Source organism: Streptomyces sp. 2A115 (genome assembly GCF_052245575.1).
In the GTDB taxonomy this organism is placed as follows: domain Bacteria; phylum Actinomycetota; class Actinomycetes; order Streptomycetales; family Streptomycetaceae; genus Streptomyces.
Genome location: NZ_JBQQCG010000039.1, coordinates 14895 through 34226 on the forward strand (window position 1 = coordinate 14895; position 19332 = coordinate 34226).

The window sequence follows — 19332 nt, forward strand, 5'->3', positions numbered from 1 at the left end:
CCAGCCGCATGCTCATCCGCGGGCTCAACGTGCTCATCGGCGGGCTCAACCGCGTCAAGTTCAAAGTCCCGGACTGGGTGCCGGTCATCGGTGGCAGGGGGTTCGCCTTCAACCTGCCCACCCTCCCCGTGCCGCAGCTCGCGAAGGGCGGCATCGTGCGGGCCCGCACCGGCGGCACGCTCGCCCTCGTCGGTGAGGGCGGCGAGCCCGAGGCCGTCATCCCGCTCTCCAAGCTGGAGCGGATGCTCGGCTCCGGCGGCGGCATGCGCCGGCTCGCCGCGGCCGTGGAGGCGCTTGCCGAGCGGCCCGTCCAGATCGACGTGGACTCCCAGACCATCGCGCGCGCCGTCCTCCTCGGACAGCGCAAGCTCGCCCGGAGGTGAGGCAGGGACATGGCCAGGAATCTCTGGATCGGCAAGCCCGGACTGCTGCGTGAAATCGACCAGGCCGCCAAGAGCTGGGACCGCACGGCCGAGTTGAACGTCACCGAGTTCAAGTCCCTCGAAGGGCGGATCACCACCATCGCGCCACCTCGTACGGTCCGTCGGCTCAAGCTCTCCTGGGACTGGCTCGAGCCCGGCGACGCCCAGCATCTGTCCCGGCTCGCCCGTCGCGTCAACGGCCCTGGTCTGCAGGGCAGTTCGCAGCCGTCGTACGGGCCGCTCGCGGTGCTCGACCCGGCCTCCGTCAACCTGCTGGGCCCGTACCAGGCCGCCGCCCAGAGCGCCGAACCCGGCGGCGGCGACAACTGGTTCACCGTGACCGGCACCCTGGGCGTCCTCCCCCACACCGGTGACACCGTCGTCGGCGGCTTCGAGGAGACCACTCGGATCGGCTGGAAGCACGGCATGTGGACCGGCTGGCCCGTGGCGCCCGGTATGCGGGTGTCCTGGCTGGTGCCGCCCGACTGGGACCCGGCACTCGCCATCGCCCAGCTGGACTGGAAGCGCGCCGACGGAACGTATCTGAGCACCACGGCCGCGACCGGGCCGAGCGTCACCGGCACTGCTCCCGCCGAGGCCGCCTTCGTCACTCCGGTCGGCGGGCCGGGCGAGACCGTGATCGCCGGGCTGGCCGGTGCCTGCCTGACGATCGACGCGGCCCCCGTCGCCCACGCGCTCGGCGACGGCTGCCCGGCCATGACCGTGACCGCGTACAGCGACGCCCCGGCGGCCCGGCTGCCGTACCGGAACATCAGCATCGACCTGGTGGAGGTGTAGAACGTGCAGGATTCCGACGAAGTGCTCGGCGCCGCCCTCACCGCCCCCGACCGGATCCCGGCCCACGCCACCCGGCTCGGCGGCCGTGAGCTGGGCGGGCAGGTGCAGTCCTGGAAGGTGGAGCGGGCCTACAGCACCGATCTGCCCGAGGCCATGCGTGCCTTCTCCGGAAGCGCGTCGGCCCAGCTGGAACTGTCGCTCGGCGGCACCGACGTCCCCGCGCCCCGGCTGTACTCGCCCTGGGCGGGCCGCGGCACCGGCGACGTCGTACGCCCCGGCCAGTCCGTCGTCCACGAGGCGGGGGCGAACGGCCGTACGGTCCCCGCCTTCCGCGGCACCGTCCGGTCCCGTACGGCCGCGTCCGGCAGTGACACCGTCACCGTCCAGGCGCTGGACGGCGCGGAACGGCTGCGTGGACCGGCGGAGCTGCCACGCCCCTACCACGGGCTGCGCCACGGCCAGCCCGTGGCGACCGCGACCTGGTGCGTGGACGAACTCCTGCGCCGGGGCGGCATCCACAGCTGTCCACCGCCCCGGGCACCGGCCGTGGCCGAAGACCCCGCCAAGCCGTTCACCGTGCTCTACGCCTCGCTGCACGGCGGCTTCAACGCCTCGTACGGGCAGCCCGAGACGCTGCCGGCCCCGGCGTCGCACTCCTGGATCCGGGACGGAGCGCCGTTCGAGACGGCGCTGATGCCGAAGGCGGCCGGGCTCGCGGTGTCCTGGATGCCGCGGTCCCGCTTCGTCGTCGCCGGGAAGGTGTTCCAGGCCGAGCTGCATGTGAACACCGCCCTCTCGGTGGGCAGCGAACTGGAGCTCAAGCTGGTCTTCGACCGCAGCGCGGGCGCGTTCGGGAACTACGCGCTGAACGTGTACTTCGCGACCGGCGTCGTGAAGATCACCTCGGGCACGGTCGACGGCGGTGGCACCGTCGCCAGCTGGACGATTCCCAAGCTCGCCTCCCTCAAAGGGGTGTGGCATCTCGGGTTCACCGTGGACACCCGGGCGGGAACCACCGGCGGGAACACCCCGGCGACCGTGTATCCGCGGCTCACCGCACCCGACGGGGAGTACGTCATCCCGCCGACCGCGCCCTACACCTTCACCGAGGCGTCGGCTCTCCAGCCCCCTTCCGAGCTGTTCCAGGTCAATCTGAAGACGGACGTGGCCGTCGAGTGCCTCCAGGTCACCGACCGCTCCTGGCCCGACCTCGACTCGTACACCGCCGACGAGTGGGAGCAGAAGGGCCGTTGGGCCAAGGGCGCGGTGCTCGACGACTCGACGGTGCCGCTGTACGACGTGCCGAAGGTCTCCGGCTCCCAGTGGGACGCCATCACCGAGATCGCCCGCGCCACCCTCTCCACCGCCGAGTTCGACGAGCGGGGCGTCTTCCACTGGCGCGGGCCCGGCCGGTTCCAGTCGGTGCCGGCCCGGCCCGACCTCACTGTGACCACCCGGCGCGACATCGCCGCACTCACCGTCTCCGAGGAGATCGACGCCTGCCGCAACTACTGCGAACAGCCCTACCAGGACTGGACGGGCATCAGCCACACCTTCTCCGACACGGTCACCGACACCGCCGTACGGGAGATCAAGCCGGGCACCTCGGTGGAGGTCGCCTACGCCATCGCGGAGGACGAGCTCGACATCGGGCCGCTCCAGATCGAGGACGACGTGGCGCCCACCGGCGGCCACCGGGTCCGCTTCGGCAGCGCGGCGACCGGCGGCACCTCGGTCAAGGGCAGGGTGACGGTCGGCGCGCGGCGCGACGGCCCGAACTACATCGTCCGCTTCACCAACCACGGTACGGCGAGCGCCTGGACGGTCACCAAGGACGGCAAGCCGTCCGTGCAGCTCGTGCCGCAGAAGCGGACGGGCGACCCCAGACAGCGCTCGTACGCCTGGTACAACACCACCAGCCAGTTCCACTACGGCAAGCAGGTCTACCAGGCGGCCGCGTCCGAGTGGGTGCAGCAGCGGCAGGTCGCCTCGGACCTGTCGTACGCCATGCTCAACGCCGGCCGCTATCCGGTGCCGGTCCTCGGCGACGTGGAGGTGCTGCACGACCCGCGCATCCAACTCGGCGATGTCGTACGGGTGGTGGACACCAGCGGTGCCGCGCTCGACACGCTCGCCTGGGTCGTCGGAATCCGCACCACCTGCGCGTCCGGCGCCGCCCCGCAGCAGACCCTGACCCTGCGCGGCACCTCCTACAACGGCGTCCCGGCCGACTCCGGGCTCAGCCCGGACCCACCGGTCGATCCGGAGTACGGCACCCAGCGCACGTACTCCCTGATCGACGCGCAGAACGCGACGCTCGACGCCCTGACCACCAGCGCGATCACCTATCGCGAGCTGCTCAAGGCACCGGGAGGTGCGGCATGAGCGAACTGCCTCCGGAGGGCGCGCCGTTGGATCCCGCCGAGTCGGACCCCACCGAGTCGGACCCCACCGAGTACGACGGGAACGTGGCCCATCCCGTCCCGATCGACAGCCCCACCACACGGGACGGCGACGGCGGCACACCGGCCGACTCGCTTCCGCCCGTCCTCGGCGGCTGACCGCGCACCTCGTCTCCCGTCTCGCATCTCCCACGAGCTCCAGGAGGAAGCCGTCATGGCCCTGCTCACTCCGCTCGGCAGTCTCCCCTACCCACAGCCGGCCGACGCCGCGAACATCCCCGTGCACATCCAGTCGCTCGCCGAGGCGGTCGACGGCCGCACCGTGCTGCGGTTCGCCGACAGCGTCGCGCGTGACGCCAAGGTGACGGCCCCGGTGGCGGGCATGCTCTGCTGGCTCAGCACACCGAAGCAGTACTGGTACCACACCGGCAGCGTCTGGACCCAGCTGGCGCCCGCCCCGGTCCACAAGGCGAACTCGACGGGCGGCACCACTGCCTCGACGACGTTCGTGGAGACGCTCACCGGTTCCACCGGCGACCCGACCGTCGCCACCTTCACGGCGCCGGCCTCCGGCTCGGTACTCGTCTCGCTGGGCTCGCGCATCAGCAACAGCGCCACCGGTACGTGCTTCATGTCGGCGTACGTCCGGCTGAGTTCGAGTTCGACGGTGGTGCTGGCCGCCGGGGACGGCCGCTCGGCGATCTCCACGGGCACCGGCCAGATCTCGGCGAGCACCCAGTACCTGGTCAGCGGCCTCACCCCGAACAGTGTGTACACGGCGAGCGCCGCCTACAGGTGCACCGCCGGAACCGCCACGTTCGCCTTCCGGTTCATCACCGTCACCCCCGTGAGCTGAGGACGCCATGGCCACACCGCTGACCGCCGACGCCCTCGCCCGCGCCCTGCGCGGCGAGGGCGTCGCCCTTTCGGAACACACCAACTGGCGTACCCACAACCGCAATCACAAGGGCCCCTGGGGTCCTGTCCACGGCGTCATGCTGCACCACACCGCGGGCACCGACAGCCTCCGCCTGTGCCGCGCCGGCACCGCGGCGCTGCCGGGTCCGCTGTGCACCGGCCTGATCACGAAGGACGGCACGCTCCACCTGCTCGGCAACGGCCGTACGAACCACGCGGGTTCGGGATCGGCGGCGGTACTCGAAGCGGTACGGGCCGAGCGACCTCTGCCTGCCCCCGGCCCGGACGCCGTCGACGGCAACGCCCGCTTCTACGGTTTCGAGATCGAGAACCTCGGCAACGGCCGCGACCCGTACCCCGCAGCCCAACTCGCCACAGCGGAACGGTTGTCGACGGCTATCTGCCGCGCCCACGGCTGGTCAGCGGCGAGCGTGATCGCCCACAAGGAGTGGACGCGGCGAAAGATCGACCCGTCGTTCCCGATGCTGGTGATACGCGCACGGATCGCGGCACGGCTGGACAGCGGCCCCAAGCCGCCGCCCCCCGCTCCTGTCCCGGCCCCTGTGGCGTACGAACCCTTCCCGGGCGCCGCGTTCTTCGTACCGGGCCGCCGCAGCGAGCTGATCACAGCCGTCGGCAGGCGCCTGGTCGCCGAGGGCTGCGGCCGGTACGCGACCGGCCCCGGCCCCGTCTGGACGGGCGCCGACGTCCTCTCGTACGCGGCCTGGCAGCGCAAGCTCGGCTATGTGGGCGCGGCGGCGGACGGCATCCCGGGCCGGATCAGCTGGGACAAGCTGCGCGTGCCGCGCGGGTGACGAGCAGCTGAGGAGCGAGGAGCACCGAGAAGCAAGGGGAAGCCCCGAAGAGCGCGAGAAACACGAGGAGCACAAGGAGCACGACGATGACCGATGCCACGCGCAGAACCCTGCGTACGACCTTCCAGACCCTGTTCTCCCTGTTCTCCCTGTTCTCCCTGTTCTCTCTGTTCGCCCTGATCGCCGGGGGGCCGATGGTGGCGGACGATCGCCTGGAGGTACCCGATGACGGCGACTGAGGCGGAGGCCGTCGCGCTGGAACTGGAACGCCTGCGCCGCTCGGTCGACGTCGGCTTCGCCACCACCCGCGGTGACCTCGCCCTGCTCCTCCAACGCGCCGACCAGACCGACAAGACCCTCGACGAACACGAGTCCCGAATCGAGGCCCTGGAACGCACCCGCTGGCCGCTCCCCTCCCTGGCGGCGGCCACGTCGTGCACGGCACTGGCCCTGACGATCTGGCAGTCGATGGGCCGGTAGCCCAGCCCTGCGGGAGCGCTGCAACCGCGAGCCAGCCGAGCCGGAGATGTGTGGCTGCCGTGGGGGGCCGTCCACCACGTAAGGGGCACGGGGGCTCAGGTGGCAAAACCTGAGCATCCCGGGCCCCTCTCACGTGCACGCGTCAGTCCGTGTCAATCCGAGTCAGTCCGACGACTGCTGCCGCTTGGGCCGCCACACCACCAGCGCGCTCGTCTGCTGAACCTCCTGGTACGGCACCAGGTCCCGGCGGTACGAGGCGTGGACCGCCGCCTCGCGTTGCTGCATCGCCAGCGCCGCGCCGTCCAGGGCCGACTCCAGTTCCGCGACGCGGGACTGGAGTGCGGCGACCTGGTTCTCCAACTCGATGATGCGCTTGATGCCGGCGAGGTTGATGCCCTCGTCCTGCGACAGCTGCTGGACGGTGCGCAGCAACTCGATGTCACGGGCCGAGTAGCGGCGGCCGCGGCCGGCCGTGCGGTCGGGGGAGACCAGGCCGAGGCGGTCGTACTGGCGCAGGGTCTGCGGATGCAGGCCGGAGAGCTGGGCGGCCACCGAGATGACGTACACCGGTGTTTCTTCCGTCAGCTCATAAGCCCTACCGGTGAATGAGTTCTGCCGACGGCGTCCGGTTGCGTCCATGGTGTCCTCATGCTCCCTTCGCGGCCTGGAACAGCTCCGCCCGCGGATCCTCCTCCGCGGTCGCCTCGCGATACGCCTCCAGCGCGTCGCGAGCCTTGCCCGTCAGATCCGCGGGGACGACGACCTCGACGGTGACCAGCAGGTCTCCGCGCGTCCCGTCCTTGCGGACCGCGCCCTTGCCGCGGGCGCGCATGGTACGGCCGTTGGGCGTGCCCGGCGGCAGTTTCAGGGTGACCGGAGGTCCCCCGAGCGTGGGTACGCGGACCTCGCCGCCGAGTGCCGCCTCCGCGAAGGTGACGGGCACGGTGACGGTCAGGTTGTCGCCCTTGCGGCCGAAGACCGGGTGCGCGTCCACGTGGACGGTGACGTACAGGTCGCCCGCGGGACCGCCCCGTTCGCCGGGTGCGCCCTTGCCGCGGAGGCGGATGCGCTGGCTGTCACTGACCCCCGCGGGGATACGGACCTGCATGGTCCGGGACGACTTGGCGCGCCCCGAGCCGCTGCAGACCATGCACGGGTGCTCCGCGATCAGGCCGCGGCCCTTGCAGTCCGGGCAGGGGTCGGTCAGCGAGAACCCGCCACCCGAGCCGCGCGCCACCTGACCGGTGCCGACGCAGGTCGGGCACACGCGCGGTGTGCCGTTCTTGTCGCCGGTGCCCGAACAGGCCTTGCAGGGCGCCTGCGAGGTCATGCGGAGCGGAACCGTCGCGCCGTCCACGGCCTCCGTGAAGCTCAGCGTGACCTCGGTGTCGATGTCCTGGCCGCGCTTGGGCTGCGTACGCGTGCCGGTGCCCGGGCCCGCGCCGCCGCGGTTGAACAGGCCCCCGAAGACGTCACCGATCCCGCCGCCGAAGCCGCCCCCCGCCTGTCCTCCGCCCTGGGGGGCGCCTCCGAAGAGGTCCCCCAGGTCGAAGTTGAAGGAGCCGCCGCCGGCGCCGGGTCCGGGCCGGAACCCGCCGTTGCCGAAGAGGGCGCGTGCCTCGTCGTACTCCTTGCGCTTCTTGGGGTCGCCGAGGATGTCGTTCGCCTCGGAGACCTCCTTGAAGCGCTCCTCGGCCTTGGCGTTGCCCTTGTTGGCGTCCGGGTGGAACTCGCGCGCGAGCTTCCGGTACGCCTTCTTGATCTCGGCCTCGGTGGCGTCCTTGGGGACGCCGAGGACCTTGTAGTAGTCCTTCTCGATGAAGTCCTTGGTGCTCATCCTCGACGTCCCTCCTTCCGTACGTCCCTACGTACGCGCCGTACAGCCCCGCATACAGGTTCGCGTACGTCCTTTTTCACGTCAGCCCTCTTCCGGGCCACCGTTCTCCTTGTCGTCGGCCGCCGTTGTCGCCGTGTCCGCCTCGTCGGCCTTGACGGTCTGCGCGCCCGGCTGCGGCTCGGCCACCGCCACCCGCGCGGGGCGGATGGTGCGCTCGCCGAACCGATACCCCGGCTGCAGAATCGCCACGCACGTCGTCTCCGTGACGTCCGGCGCGTACGAGTGCATCAGGGCCTCGTGGATCGTCGGGTCGAAGGGCTCGCCCTCCTTGCCGAACTGCTGCAGGCCCATCTTGGCCGCGACGGTCTCCAGCGACTCGGCGACGGACTTGAATCCGCCGAGCAGTTCGCCGTGTTCCCGCGCGCGGCCGATGTCGTCGAGCACGGGCAGGAGCTCGGTCAGGAGGTTCGCGATGGCGATCTCCTTGACCGCGATCCGGTCGCGCTCGACCCGGCGGCGGTAGTTCTGGTACTCGGCCTGGAGCCGCTGGAGGTCCATCGTGCGCTCACCGAGCGCCGTACGGACCTGGTCCAGCTGGGCCGTCAGTCCTGCGGTCTGCGCTGCTGCTGCCGCGTCCCCGGCCCGGGCGGCCCCCTCCTCGGCGGAGGGGGCGGCCTTGGGCTCGGCGTCTTCAGGGGTGGCGCCGGAGGGGACGTCGGGCTGCTGCGGCTGAGCGGCCTGCTGCGGCTGCTGCTCGTCGAAGCCCGGGGTCTCCTCCGTCACGCGGCACCATCCTTCCGGTCACGCTCGTCGTCGACGATCTCGGCGTCGACCACGTCATCGTCGGACGCGCCGCCGGCCTTGGCGCCCGCGTCCGCGTCGGGACCCGGGGCGTCGGCGCCGCCCGCGGCACCCTGTCCGGCCTGGGCGTCGGCGTACATCGCCTGGCCGAGCTTCTGCGAGACGGCGGCGACCTTCTCGGTGGCCGTACGGATCTCGGCGGTGTCCTCACCCTTGAGCGCGGCCTTCAGTTCCTCGACGCTCGTCTCGACCTCGGTCTTGACGTCGCCGGGGACCTTGTCCTCGTTGTCCTTGAGGAACTTCTCCGTCTGGTAGACGAGCTGCTCGCCCTGGTTGCGGCTCTCGGCGGCCTCGCGGCGCTTGTGGTCCTCGTCCGCGTACTGCTCGGCCTCCTGGCGCATGCGGTCGACCTCGTCCTTCGGCAGCGAGGAGCCGCCGGTGACGGTCATCTTCTGCTCCTTGCCCGTGCCGAGGTCCTTCGCGGTCACGTGCATGATGCCGTTGGCGTCGATGTCGAAGGCGACCTCGATCTGCGGGACACCGCGCGGGGCGGGCGGCAGACCGGTCAGCTCGAACATTCCGAGCTTCTTGTTGTACGCCGCGATCTCGCGCTCGCCCTGGTAGACCTGGATCTGGACGGACGGCTGGTTGTCCTCGGCGGTGGTGAAGATCTCGGACCGCTTGGTCGGGATCGTCGTGTTCCGCTCGATGAGCTTCGTCATGATCCCTCCCTTGGTCTCGATACCGAGGGACAACGGGGTCACGTCGAGGAGCAGGACGTCCTTGACCTCGCCCTTGAGGACACCGGCCTGGAGTGCGGCGCCGATGGCGACGACCTCGTCCGGGTTCACACCCTTGTTGGCGTCCTGACCGCCGGTCAGCTCCTTGACGAGCTCGGCGACGGCGGGCATACGGGTGGAGCCACCGACGAGAACGACGTGGTCGATCTCGGAGAGGTTGATGCCCGCGTCCTTGATGACGTTGTGGAACGGCGTCTTGCAGCGCTCCAGCAGGTCCGCGGTCAGCTGCTGGAACTGGGCGCGCGTGAGCTTCTCGTCCAGGTGCAGCGGGCCCTCGGCGGACGCGGTGATGTAGGGCAGGTTGATCGAGGTCTCGGTGGACGAGGACAGCTCGATCTTGGCCTTCTCGGCGGCCTCGCGAAGACGCTGGAGCGCCATCTTGTCCTTGCCGAGATCCACGCCGTGGCCGCTGTTGAACTGCTTCACCAGGTAGTCGACGACGCGCTGGTCCCAGTCGTCACCACCGAGGTGGTTGTCGCCGTTGGTGGCCTTCACCTCGACGACGCCGTCGCCGATCTCGAGCAGCGAGACGTCGAACGTGCCGCCACCGAGGTCGAAGACGAGAATGGTCTGGTCGTCCTTGTCGAGACCGTAGGCCAGGGCGGCGGCCGTCGGCTCGTTGACAATCCGCAGGACGTTCAGACCCGCGATCTCGCCGGCTTCCTTCGTCGCCTGACGCTCGGAGTCGTTGAAGTACGCCGGGACGGTGATGACCGCGTCGGTCACCTTCTCGCCGAGGTACGCCTCCGCGTCCCGCTTCAGCTTCTGCAGGATGAAGGCGGAGATCTGCTGCGGGTTGAAGGGCTTCCCGTCCAGCTCGATCTTCCAGTCAGTACCCATGTGACGCTTCACGGACCTGATGGTCCGGTCCACATTGGTGACCGCCTGGCGCTTCGCGACCTCTCCGACGAGCACCTCACCGTTCTTGGCGAAGGCGACGACGGACGGCGTGGTCCTGGCGCCCTCGGCGTTGGTGATGACGGTGGGCTCACCGCCCTCCAGAACGCTGACGACGGAGTTAGTCGTGCCCAGGTCGATGCCGACCGCACGTGCCATTTCAATTCCTCCAGCAATGACTTGAGTGGAACGGACTCAAGTGTGCACGACGCTCGCCGCTGGGTCAACAGAGCTGAGTCGGGGTGGCTCAACTCTTATCTCGCCCTTACGCGCAATTAGGCTTTGACCTGCGGGGTTGACTGTCGGGCGCGGGCCACGGGGGGCTGGTCGCGCCCACGCGGCGGAGCCGCATATGTCACAGCCTCGCGCCCCTTGCGGGGCACGCCTCAGGCAAGCCTCAGCGACGCAGATCACCGCACCCCTGGCTACAGTGCGGCAGTAGAAGTGGGTAGTCTCAGAGGACTGCATAAGTTACCGCTTAGTAATGAGCTTCGAGAGGTCGTGGAGGCCGCTCGGAGGAACCCTCGCAGGCCCGAGGAGCCCCAAAATGCAACTCGCCGCGATCATCGTGTCGCTGGTTCTGACCGTGGTCGGCGTCGCGCTGCTCGCACGCGCCATCGGCCAGTTCGTCCGGTACTTCAAGCTCGGCCAGCCCGCACCCGCAGGGAGCCGTATCGACAACCCCTACCAGCGCAGTGTGACGCTGGTGCGGGAGTTCCTCGGCCACACGCGGATGAACCGATGGGGCGTCGTCGGCTTCGCCCACTGGTTCGTGGCGGTCGGCTTCCTGACGCTTCCGCCGACCCTCGTGCAGGCGTTCGGCCAGCTCTTCCAGGCCGACTGGCTGTTGCCGGTCATCGGCGACTTCCTGCCGTTCGAGATGTACACCGAGTTCATCGGCGTGATGACCGTCCTGGGCATCGCCGTGCTCATGGTGATCCGCCTGCTGAGCCTGCCCTCACGGGCGGGCCGCAAGTCCCGGTTCACGGGGTCCAAGGCCGGCCAGGCGTACTTCGTCGAGTACGTCATCCTCACCATCGGCCTGGCGATCTACACCCTGCGCGGCCTGGAGGGCGCGCTGCACCACGTGGAGGGCTACGAGGCCGGGTACTTCGCCTCGTACCCGCTGGTCCTCGCCTTCGACGGGCTGAGCGTCTCCGCGCTGCAGAACCTGGTCTACTTCACCGCGATGGTGAAGATCAGCGTCTCGTTCATCTGGATGATCGTGGTCTCGCTGAACACCAACATGGGTGTGGCCTGGCACCGCTTCCTGGCCTTCCCGAACATCTGGTTCAAGCGCAACGCCGACGGCTCGACCGCGCTCGGCGCGCTGCTGCCGATGACCTCCGGCGGCAAGGAGATCGACTTCACCGACCCCGGTGACGACGACGTCTTCGGTGTCAGTCAGGTCGAGCAGTTCTCCTGGAAGGGCCTGCTGGACTTCTCCACCTGCACCGAGTGCGGGCGTTGCCAGTCGCAGTGCCCCGCCTGGAACACCGGGAAGCCGCTCTCCCCGAAGCTGCTGATCATGTCGCTGCGCGACCACGCGCACGCCAAGGCCCCGTATCTGCTGGCCGGTGGCGGCAAGGACATGGAGGGCAACGAGAAGGCCACCAAGGAACAGCTGGCCGACGTGCCCGCCGCCGCGCTCGCCGAGGCCGAGCGGCCGCTGATCGGCACCCTCGAAGAGAACGGCGTCATCGACCCCGACGTCCTGTGGTCCTGCACCACCTGCGGTGCCTGCGTCGAGCAGTGCCCCGTCGACATCGAGCACGTCGACCACATCGTCGACATGCGCCGCTACCAGGTGATGATCGAGTCCGCCTTCCCGAGCGAGGCCGGCACGATGCTCAAGAACCTGGAGAAGAAGGGCAACCCCTGGGGGCTGGCAAAGAAGCAGCGCCTGGAGTGGACGAAGGAGGTCGACTTCGAGGTCCCGGTCGTCGGCAAGGACATCGAGGACCTGAGCGAGGTCGACTACCTGTACTGGGTCGGGTGCGCCGGTGCTCTCGAGGACCGCGCCAAGAAGACCACCAAGGCCTTCGCCGAGCTGCTCCACATCGCGGGCGTCAAGTTCGCGATCATGGGCGGCGACGAGAAGTGCACCGGTGACTCCGCCCGACGGCTGGGCAACGAGCCCCTCTTCCAGGAGCTCGGTATGGAGAACGTCGCCTCCTTGAACATGGCCTTCGGCGAGTCCCTCAACGAGGAGGGAGAGGTGGACGAGTCGACCAAGAAGCCGAAGTCCGCCAAGAAGATCGTCTCCACCTGCCCGCACTGCTTCAACACCATCGCCAACGAGTATCCGCAGCTCGGCGGCGACTACGAGGTCATCCACCACACCCAGCTGCTCCAGCACCTCATCGACGAGGGCAAGCTGCTGCCGGTAACGCCGGTCGAGGGCCTCATCACCTACCACGACCCCTGCTACCTGGGCCGTCACAACAAGGTCTACACGCCCCCGCGCGAGATCATGTCGGCCGTCCCGGGCCTGCGTCAGCAGGAGATGCACCGCCACAAGGAGCGCGGCTTCTGCTGCGGCGCCGGTGGTGCGCGGATGTGGATGGAGGAGCGGATCGGCAAGCGAGTCAACAACGAGCGTGTGGACGAGGCCCTCAGCCTCAACCCGGACATCGTCTCGACCGCCTGCCCGTTCTGCCTCGTCATGCTGACCGACTCGGTCAACGGCAAGAAGAACGATGGCAAGGCCAAGGAGTCCATCCAGGTCGTCGACGTCGCCCAGTTGCTGCTCGACTCCGTCAGGACGCCGGTCGACGACGAGCCCCCGGCGGGCGAGACCGAGTCGGAGAGCGAGCCGGAGCCTCAGCCGGTGAAGTAGGGCGACGCCACCCAGGCAGCCAGGCAGCCAGCACCCCATGCCCTCACCGGGCATGGGGTGCTGTCGTTCCTGATGGTCATTTGTTGTCGTTCGGGCCTCGGTGGGGAGCCATGTGTGGCTGGGGCGCAGATGATCGGCCGTTCTGGTTACTGACGGGTGACTTATGGCTCCGCGACGCGCATCATGTGCAGAATTGTTGTCTCACGATGCGCTCGGGGTTGACGTGACCAAGGGGAAAAGCGGGATACGAGTGATGAGCGCGGTGGCGAGCTGCGCCCTGCTTCTCTCCGGGTGTCTCGGAGCAGCCGAGGACGACAACCGCGGACAGGGCGACAAGGGTGACAAGGGCAGCGCAGGTGCCGCGCGGGACGAATCCGTCACCGTCGCGAAGGCCCCCGCCCGGCTCCCCGTCCCGCTCGGCAAGGGCAGCCGCATCCCCGACGACTTCAACGGCGACGGCAACCGCGACCTCGTCCTCAACGACCTCGTGAAGGGCAAGGGGGACAGCCACGGGGACGACGCGGGGATCGGTGTCGTCTACGGCTCCGGCTCCGGGTCCACCTCCGGATCCGGGTCGGGGTCCGGGTCGGGGTCCGGGTCGGGGTCCGGGTCGGGGTCCGGGTCCGGACCCGGGCGTGGACTCGCCCCGGCGGCACGGCAGTTGCTGAGCCCGGCGAAGCAGGCCGCGCCCACCGAGGGTCAGTTGCCCGCCGTCTTCGACGCCGAGGCGAGCTGCGACCTCGACGGCGACGGGTTCACCGATCTCGTCGTCTCGACCGATCCGCCGTTCGACGGACAGGGACAGCCTCCGGTGCCGTTGCAGGTCCTCTTCGGCTCGCCCCGGGGGCTGGTGGACCGGGCGGTGAAGCTGACGATCCCCGCGCAGGCACGTTTCGGCAACGACTGGCCGGACCAGCCGGTGTGCGGGGACTTCGACGGCGACGAAGCCCAGGACCTGGTGGTGCACGCCTCCGAAAGCCGGCTCAGCTATCTGCGCGGCCCGTTCAGCCGCGAAGGCGTGCCGAAAGCGGCCGGCGGCCCCCTGACCTCGCCCGGCAACGTCCCCACGCCGCCGGCCGTCGACGTCGACCGGGACGGGTACGACGACCTTCTCGTCCGTACCGCCGACGGCCGCACCACCAACGGCCCGGCCACCTCCGCCGTCGTCCTGGGCGGACCGGCCGGGCCCACCCGCGCCGGAGTCGCCCTCCCGAGCGGCATCGACGTCGACTTCGGCCGGTTCGGCAAGGGCGAGAGCCTCGACGCGGCGGTCGGTTCGATGAGCGGGACCGCGCTGCGGTACGACGTACCGGGCGCCCAGCCCGACAGTCTCGGCGTGGCGGGTACGGTCCTGGACTCCGGTGACTTCGACGGGGACGGGCTGAGTGAACTCGTGTCCAGCGGTTCGGAATTGAGAGTCCTGCGAGGGCGTACGGACGGACTGTCCACGTCCGGGATGGTGACCGTGCCGCCGCCGGCCCAGGGTGCCACCCGGGTCCTGACAGTGGCCGACTTCGACGGGGACGAAAGGGCCGATCTGGTGGTGCGGACGTATCGCGGGGACACGAAGGACACGATCGCCGTGTACGCGGGGGCGGAGAAGGGGCTGATCGCGCGGGAGCCCGAGCTCACCTTCTCCACCTCCCAGTTCCTGGGCATGGCGGACTGATGCGGCGGAGACGGAGACCTCTGCCCCTGGTGGCGTCCCTCCTGTTCGCGAGCCTGGCCGCGGGGTGCGGCGGCGGGGACGGCTCCTCGGACCGGCCCTCCACCGCAGAGAGGAAGCCCGGCGTCGGAAAGCCCTCCGAGAACCCCGATCCCGGTGACTTCAACGGCGACGGCTACGACGACTACATGGGCGTCGTCACCTCGCAGTCCAAGGACAAGGAGCGGGTCGCCGAGACGCTGGTCGTGGTCTACGGCTCCCCCGGCGGCCTCGACACAGCGTCGGCGCAGCGGACTTCGGCGGGCAAGGAGGGCTCCTTCTTCTACTTCGCCTCGGGCCCTCTGCGTACCGACCTCGACGGGGACGGCTTCACCGATCTGGTCGGCAGCCGCGGGGAGGGCGACACCTCGCGCGAGACCTTCGCCCTCTTCGGCGGCCCCCGCGGTCTGAGCGCCGCTCGCCCGCTCGACGTGCCCGACGGCTTCCGCGCGCAGGCCGCCGCCGACTTCGACGGCGACGGTTCGGTGGACCTGCTCGACGGCGGACACGGCGGCGCGGGCGACCCCTCCGCGACCGAGGCCGGCACCGACGGGCTGCTGCTGTACGGCCCGTTCGACCGCAAGGGCACCCCGAAGCGCCAGGCCGGGCTCGACCTCGGGCAGAGCGGGTACGCGACGCCCGGTACCGCCACCACCGGCGACTTCGACGCCGACGGGCGGGCGGAGGTGGTGTTCACGTACCGCTTCGACTCCGAGGAGGACGAGAGCGCGCCGTCGGGCCTGCACACGGTCGGCGTCTACGAGGGCGGCGCGGACGGACTCGTCCGCGACACCCGGCTGGAGTCGCGCATCAGCGAGGCCCTGGACACCCAGGACGGCCCCCGCAACCCGGCCACCGGCGACGCGGACGGCGACGGTGTCGACGACCTGCTGCTGCCCACACAGCTCGATGTGGCCCCGGCGGACATGCCGCGGACGGGCGGCGCGCTCACCATTCTGTACGGCGCCGAGTCGGGTCTCGGCAGCGGGCGTCCGGAGTCCATGATCGAGGGCAAGGGCGGCGAGAAGCGGCGGATCGACTTCGGGAGCTCGCCCGCCGTCGGCGACGTCAACGGCGACGGGAAGCCGGACGTCGTCGTGAACACCCCGGGCTTCCGGCGCCACGACGGCAAGGTCACGCTGCTGCCGGGCGGATCGCGGGGAGTGCCGTCCGCGGACGGTGAGCAGACGGTCGACGCCGAGACCGAAGGGCTGCCGGGGACCCCGAACCCGTACTACTGGAACGCCTTCCACCACCGGCCGCCGCTGCTCGACGTCGACGGCGACGACCACGCGGACGCGATCGTCTTCGGGCCGCTGTACGAGAAGCGGAAGGGGGCGTATCTGGTGCTGCGGGGGACGGATGACGGGTTCGACGCGGAGAAGGTGCGGCTCTTCACGCCTGAGGACATCGGGGTACCGCTGCGGCTGAAGTGACTTGCGCGGGCCGACCTCAGAAGTTCTCAGAATTCCCAGGAGTCACGTACAACCCTCTTGCCTCCGCGCGGGTCTCCTGATCGCCAACCGTCCGCGAACCCAAGGAAAACTCCGGGCAAACGCGGACGGTATGCGCACCCCATTGACTGCGGGCGCCCGCCAGGCGTCCCCGCATGCAGCAGGAGAATCCCGCATGCACAAGCACCTGCGACTCACCCTCGCGACGGCCACCGCTGCCGCGCTGACGGGTGGTCTGCTCACGTTCTCGGCGGTGACGGCCACGGCCGCCGATTCGACGACGGTTCCGCACGCCGACTTCAACGGCGACGGAATCGGTGACGTGGCCTTCTCGGCCGCGGGCGCGTATGTGAACGGCAAGGAGGCCGCCGGCCAGCTCGTCGTCCTGTACGGCACGGCGAGCGGCGTCTCCGGCGCCAAGCGGACCGTGCTCAGCCAGAACAGTTCCGGGGTCCCCGGCACCTCCGAGACCGGTGACTACTTCGGCGCTGAGACCGCGTACGCCGACTTCAACGGCGACGGCTACGACGACCTCGCGGTGTCCGCGGTCGCCGAGAAGGTCGGCACCGACGTCAACGGCGGCACCGTCGCCGTCCTGTGGGGCTCGGCGAGCGGTCTGACCGGCGCGGGCGTCACCGTCGCCGACCCGGCCGTCTCCGCCCACGACCACTGGGGCAAGAACCTTGCCGCCGGCGACTTCGACGGCGACGGCACGGACGACCTGGCCGTCGGCAACACGTCCAGCACCATCTACGTCTACAAGGGCGGCATCAGCTCGTCCGGCACGGCGGTGGGCGGCCGGTACACGATCGAGCCCCCGATCCAGTCCGGCGGCGACGCCAGGGGTCCGATCAACCTCACCGCGGGCGACATCAACGGCGACAAGAAGACGGACCTCGTGGTCGACGGCTACGAGACCGAAACCGCCATGGGCTGGAACACCAACTACTTCGTGCCGGGCACGGCGAGCGGCCTCGACGCGTCCGCGTGGCAGTCCATGAAGCCGGGCATCATCACCGCGATCGGCGACGTCAACGGCGACGGCTTCGCCGACGTCGTCTCGGGCGCGGCCTGGAACAACGAGACGGGCGACGGCACTGCCATCCCGGACTCCGCGCTCGGCGGCAAGGTGAACATCACCTACGGCACCGAGTCCGGCCCCGGCTCGACCACGGGCATCACCCAGAACACCGGCAACGTGCCGGGTTCGTCGGAGAAAAACGACGAGTTCGGCTACGAGCTGGACCTGGGCGACGTCAACGCCGACGGCTACCAGGACCTGATCGTCGGCGCCGCGGGCGAGAACCTGAACTCGGTCGTCGACACCGGCGCGCTCACCGTTCTGTACGGCTCGGCGAACGGCATCAACACCGCGTCCGGCGCCCAGTACTTCGCGCAGAGCACGGCGGGCGTCCCGGGTACCGACGAGAAGTACGACCGCCTCGGCTCGGACGTGAAGCTCGACGACGTCACCGGTGACGGCAAGGCGGACCTGCTGGCGGCCTCGTACGAGAACAGCGGCAACGGCTCGGTCCTGTACCTGCCCTCCGACGGCACGAAGATCACCACGACGGGCTCGCGGTCCGTCTCCCCCAGCTCCTCGGGCGTCGCGACGACCGGCTCCCCGGGCTTCGGCGCGAACTTCGCCGACTGAGCCCGCCCCCTCACCAACCGGCCGGGCCCCGCACCCCACAGGTGCCGGGCCCGGCTTCCCCCATGGAGCCACCTTGCGCAAGCGCACCCTCCTCCTGGCCGCCACCCTGGCCACCGGCCTCCTCACCGCCCTCCCCGCCACCGGGTCGGCCGCGCCCTCCGGTCTGAGCGGCGACTTCAACGGCGACGGCTACCGCGACCTCGCGATCGCCGCGCCCATCGCCAAGGTGTCGAGCAGGTCCGGCGCCGGGTACGTCGCCGTGGTCTACGGCACCGCGAGCGGTCTCGACACCTCCAAGCGCCAGGTGATCAGCCAGGCCACGGACGGCATCCCCGGCACCCCGGAGTCGGGCGACTACTTCGGTGACCGGCTCACCACCGGTGACCTGGACGGCGACGGGTACACCGACCTGGTCGTCGGCGTGCACGCCGAGCACATCGGCTCGACGGACGAGTCCGGCGCGATCACCGTGGTCTGGGGCGGCGCGGACGGCCTCAGAACGGCCACCGACATCAGCTCGCCGCTGCCCGAGAACCGCAACGAGCTGGGCTGGGACGTCGCGGTGGGCGACTTCGACGGAGACGGCGCCACCGATCTGGCGGCCGCCAACCTCGCCTTCCCCGAGCTGAACGTCTTCAAGGGCCCCATCTCCCGTACGGGCAAGGCGGCGGCCCTCGTCGGCATCGACACGTACGACCAGACCGGCATCAACACCGACAAGATCGTCGCGGGCAACGTCAACGGCGACGGCGCGACCGACCTGCTCGTCATGGGCCAGCAGGAGATCACCGGCGGCTACCGCACCCGCAGCGTCCTCTACACCGGCTCGGCCACCGGCCTGAAGCCGGGCAGCAAGGCGGCGGGCGGGTACGCGGCCACCATCGCGGACGTCGACAAGGACGGCTACGGGGACATCGTCACCGGCAACTTCATGGAGAAGTCGACGGACGAGCCGAACGGCGGCCTCGGCGGCACGATCACGGTCACCTACGGCGCGGCGGGCGGCCTGAGCACCCGCACCCCGGTCCGTATCAACCAGGACACCACGGGCGTCCCCGGCACCGCCGAGAAGAACGACGCGTTCGGCTGGAGCCTGTCCGCGGGCGACGTGAACGGCGACGGGTACGCCGACATCGCGGTCGGCGCCTCGAACGAGACCCTCGGCTCGGCCAGGTGGGCGGGCTCGGTCGTCGTCCTGCGCGGCTCCGCCTCCGGCCTGACCGGCAGCGGCGCCAAGGCGTTCTCGCAGAGCACGTCGGGCGTCCCCGGCACGGCCGAGTCCGAGGACCACTTCGGCGACGCGGTCGCGCTCACCGACAGCAACGGCGACGGCCGTACGGAGCTGGTCGCGGGCGCGATGGGCGAGAACACCGGCGACGGCGCGGCCTGGCTCTTCAAGACCACCTCCACCGGCATCACCGCCACGGGCTCCAAGTCCTTCAACAGCACGACCCTGGGCGGCCCTTCGGGCGACGCGTACTTCGGCAACGTCCTCGCGGGCTGATCAGGA

General features: G+C 70.2%; 17 protein-coding genes. 13 read left to right on the plus strand and 4 right to left on the minus strand.

Annotation, left to right across the window (positions count from 1 at the left end; genetic code table 11):
* Positions 1-8 precede the first annotated feature (8 nt).
* The 8 genes from ACTWQR_RS29595 (at position 9) to ACTWQR_RS29630 (ending at position 5835) form a co-directional block, all read left to right on the plus strand.
* Positions 9-383 (plus strand): hypothetical protein, encoded by a 375-nt coding sequence (locus ACTWQR_RS29595; protein WP_443230254.1) that lies wholly within the window; start codon positions 9-11, stop codon positions 381-383.
* A 9-nt stretch (positions 384-392) separates the two neighbouring features.
* Positions 393-1220, plus strand: coding sequence for a hypothetical protein (locus ACTWQR_RS29600; protein WP_443230255.1), 828 nt, complete (start codon positions 393-395; stop codon positions 1218-1220).
* Between the two features lie 3 nt (positions 1221-1223).
* Complete coding sequence (locus ACTWQR_RS29605) at positions 1224-3605, plus strand: hypothetical protein (protein WP_443230256.1); 2382 nt, start codon at positions 1224-1226, stop codon at positions 3603-3605.
* Entirely contained in the window at positions 3602-3781 is a 180-nt protein-coding gene (locus tag ACTWQR_RS29610; protein ID WP_443230257.1) for a hypothetical protein, read from the plus strand. The genes ACTWQR_RS29605 and ACTWQR_RS29610 overlap by 4 nt, the downstream gene beginning before the upstream one ends.
* Positions 3782-3836: 55 nt before the next feature.
* Positions 3837-4478, plus strand: a complete 642-nt coding sequence (locus tag ACTWQR_RS29615; RefSeq protein ID WP_443230258.1) for a hypothetical protein — start codon at positions 3837-3839, stop codon at positions 4476-4478.
* A 7-nt stretch (positions 4479-4485) separates the two neighbouring features.
* On the plus strand, positions 4486-5355 hold the full coding sequence (locus ACTWQR_RS29620) for a peptidoglycan-binding protein (RefSeq protein WP_443230259.1): 870 nt from the start codon (positions 4486-4488) through the stop codon (positions 5353-5355).
* A gap of 86 nt (positions 5356-5441) precedes the next feature.
* Positions 5442-5594 (plus strand): hypothetical protein, encoded by a 153-nt coding sequence (locus ACTWQR_RS29625; RefSeq protein ID WP_443230260.1) that lies wholly within the window; start codon positions 5442-5444, stop codon positions 5592-5594.
* Positions 5581-5835 (plus strand): hypothetical protein, encoded by a 255-nt coding sequence (locus ACTWQR_RS29630; protein ID WP_443230261.1) that lies wholly within the window; start codon positions 5581-5583, stop codon positions 5833-5835. The genes ACTWQR_RS29625 and ACTWQR_RS29630 overlap by 14 nt, the downstream gene beginning before the upstream one ends.
* A 162-nt stretch (positions 5836-5997) precedes the next feature.
* Here ACTWQR_RS29630 and ACTWQR_RS29635 read toward each other — a convergent pair whose 3' ends face one another.
* The 4 genes from ACTWQR_RS29635 to dnaK all read right to left on the minus strand — a co-directional run bounded on the left by ACTWQR_RS29635 (position 5998) and on the right by dnaK (position 10329).
* Positions 5998-6474, minus strand: coding sequence for a heat shock protein transcriptional repressor HspR (locus ACTWQR_RS29635; protein ID WP_443230262.1), 477 nt, complete (start codon positions 6472-6474; stop codon positions 5998-6000).
* Between the two features lie 7 nt (positions 6475-6481).
* On the minus strand, positions 6482-7672 hold the full coding sequence (gene dnaJ / locus ACTWQR_RS29640; RefSeq protein WP_443230263.1) for a molecular chaperone DnaJ: 1191 nt from the start codon (positions 7670-7672) through the stop codon (positions 6482-6484).
* 81 nt (positions 7673-7753) lie between these two features.
* A complete protein-coding gene (grpE, locus tag ACTWQR_RS29645) occupies positions 7754-8455 on the minus strand; it encodes a nucleotide exchange factor GrpE (RefSeq protein ID WP_443230264.1) in 702 nt (233 codons plus the stop codon).
* Positions 8452-10329 carry a molecular chaperone DnaK gene (dnaK, locus tag ACTWQR_RS29650; protein WP_443230265.1) on the minus strand — a complete coding sequence of 626 codons (1878 nt, stop codon included), beginning with the start codon at positions 10327-10329 and terminating at the stop codon, positions 8452-8454. The genes grpE and dnaK overlap by 4 nt, the downstream gene beginning before the upstream one ends.
* Before the next feature lie 388 nt (positions 10330-10717).
* Between dnaK and ACTWQR_RS29655 the strand changes: the two genes are divergently transcribed.
* The 5 genes from ACTWQR_RS29655 (at position 10718) to ACTWQR_RS29675 (ending at position 19326) form a co-directional block, all read left to right on the plus strand.
* Positions 10718-13009: a (Fe-S)-binding protein gene (locus ACTWQR_RS29655; protein WP_443230266.1), complete on the plus strand. Its 2292-nt coding sequence runs from the start codon at positions 10718-10720 to the stop codon at positions 13007-13009.
* A gap of 253 nt (positions 13010-13262) precedes the next feature.
* Complete coding sequence (locus ACTWQR_RS29660; protein ID WP_443230267.1) at positions 13263-14678, plus strand: FG-GAP repeat domain-containing protein; 1416 nt, start codon at positions 13263-13265, stop codon at positions 14676-14678.
* A 29-nt stretch (positions 14679-14707) separates the two neighbouring features.
* Positions 14708-16150, plus strand: coding sequence for an FG-GAP and VCBS repeat-containing protein (locus ACTWQR_RS29665; protein WP_443230268.1), 1443 nt, complete (start codon positions 14708-14710; stop codon positions 16148-16150).
* Positions 16151-16343: 193 nt separating this feature from the next.
* Positions 16344-17822: an integrin alpha gene (locus ACTWQR_RS29670; RefSeq protein WP_443230269.1), complete on the plus strand. Its 1479-nt coding sequence runs from the start codon at positions 16344-16346 to the stop codon at positions 17820-17822.
* 73 nt (positions 17823-17895) lie between these two features.
* On the plus strand, positions 17896-19326 hold the full coding sequence (locus tag ACTWQR_RS29675; RefSeq protein ID WP_443230270.1) for an FG-GAP-like repeat-containing protein: 1431 nt from the start codon (positions 17896-17898) through the stop codon (positions 19324-19326).
* Positions 19327-19332 lie beyond the last annotated feature (6 nt).

Coding starts and splice junctions, on each gene's coding strand:
- ACTWQR_RS29655 (WP_443230266.1), top strand. CDS start 10,718: ATGCAACTCGCCGCGATCATCGTGTCGCTGGTTCTGACCGTGGTCGGC.
- ACTWQR_RS29600 (WP_443230255.1), top strand. CDS start 393: ATGGCCAGGAATCTCTGGATCGGCAAGCCCGGACTGCTGCGTGAAATC.
- ACTWQR_RS29615 (WP_443230258.1), top strand. CDS start 3,837: ATGGCCCTGCTCACTCCGCTCGGCAGTCTCCCCTACCCACAGCCGGCC.
- ACTWQR_RS29625 (WP_443230260.1), top strand. CDS start 5,442: ATGACCGATGCCACGCGCAGAACCCTGCGTACGACCTTCCAGACCCTG.
- ACTWQR_RS29670 (WP_443230269.1), top strand. CDS start 16,344: ATGCACAAGCACCTGCGACTCACCCTCGCGACGGCCACCGCTGCCGCG.
- dnaK (WP_443230265.1), bottom strand. CDS start 10,329: ATGGCACGTGCGGTCGGCATCGACCTGGGCACGACTAACTCCGTCGTC.
- ACTWQR_RS29660 (WP_443230267.1), top strand. CDS start 13,263: ATGAGCGCGGTGGCGAGCTGCGCCCTGCTTCTCTCCGGGTGTCTCGGA.
- ACTWQR_RS29610 (WP_443230257.1), top strand. CDS start 3,602: ATGAGCGAACTGCCTCCGGAGGGCGCGCCGTTGGATCCCGCCGAGTCG.
- ACTWQR_RS29620 (WP_443230259.1), top strand. CDS start 4,486: ATGGCCACACCGCTGACCGCCGACGCCCTCGCCCGCGCCCTGCGCGGC.
- ACTWQR_RS29630 (WP_443230261.1), top strand. CDS start 5,581: ATGACGGCGACTGAGGCGGAGGCCGTCGCGCTGGAACTGGAACGCCTG.
- ACTWQR_RS29595 (WP_443230254.1), top strand. CDS start 9: ATGCTCATCCGCGGGCTCAACGTGCTCATCGGCGGGCTCAACCGCGTC.
- dnaJ (WP_443230263.1), bottom strand. CDS start 7,672: ATGAGCACCAAGGACTTCATCGAGAAGGACTACTACAAGGTCCTCGGC.
- ACTWQR_RS29635 (WP_443230262.1), bottom strand. CDS start 6,474: ATGGACGCAACCGGACGCCGTCGGCAGAACTCATTCACCGGTAGGGCT.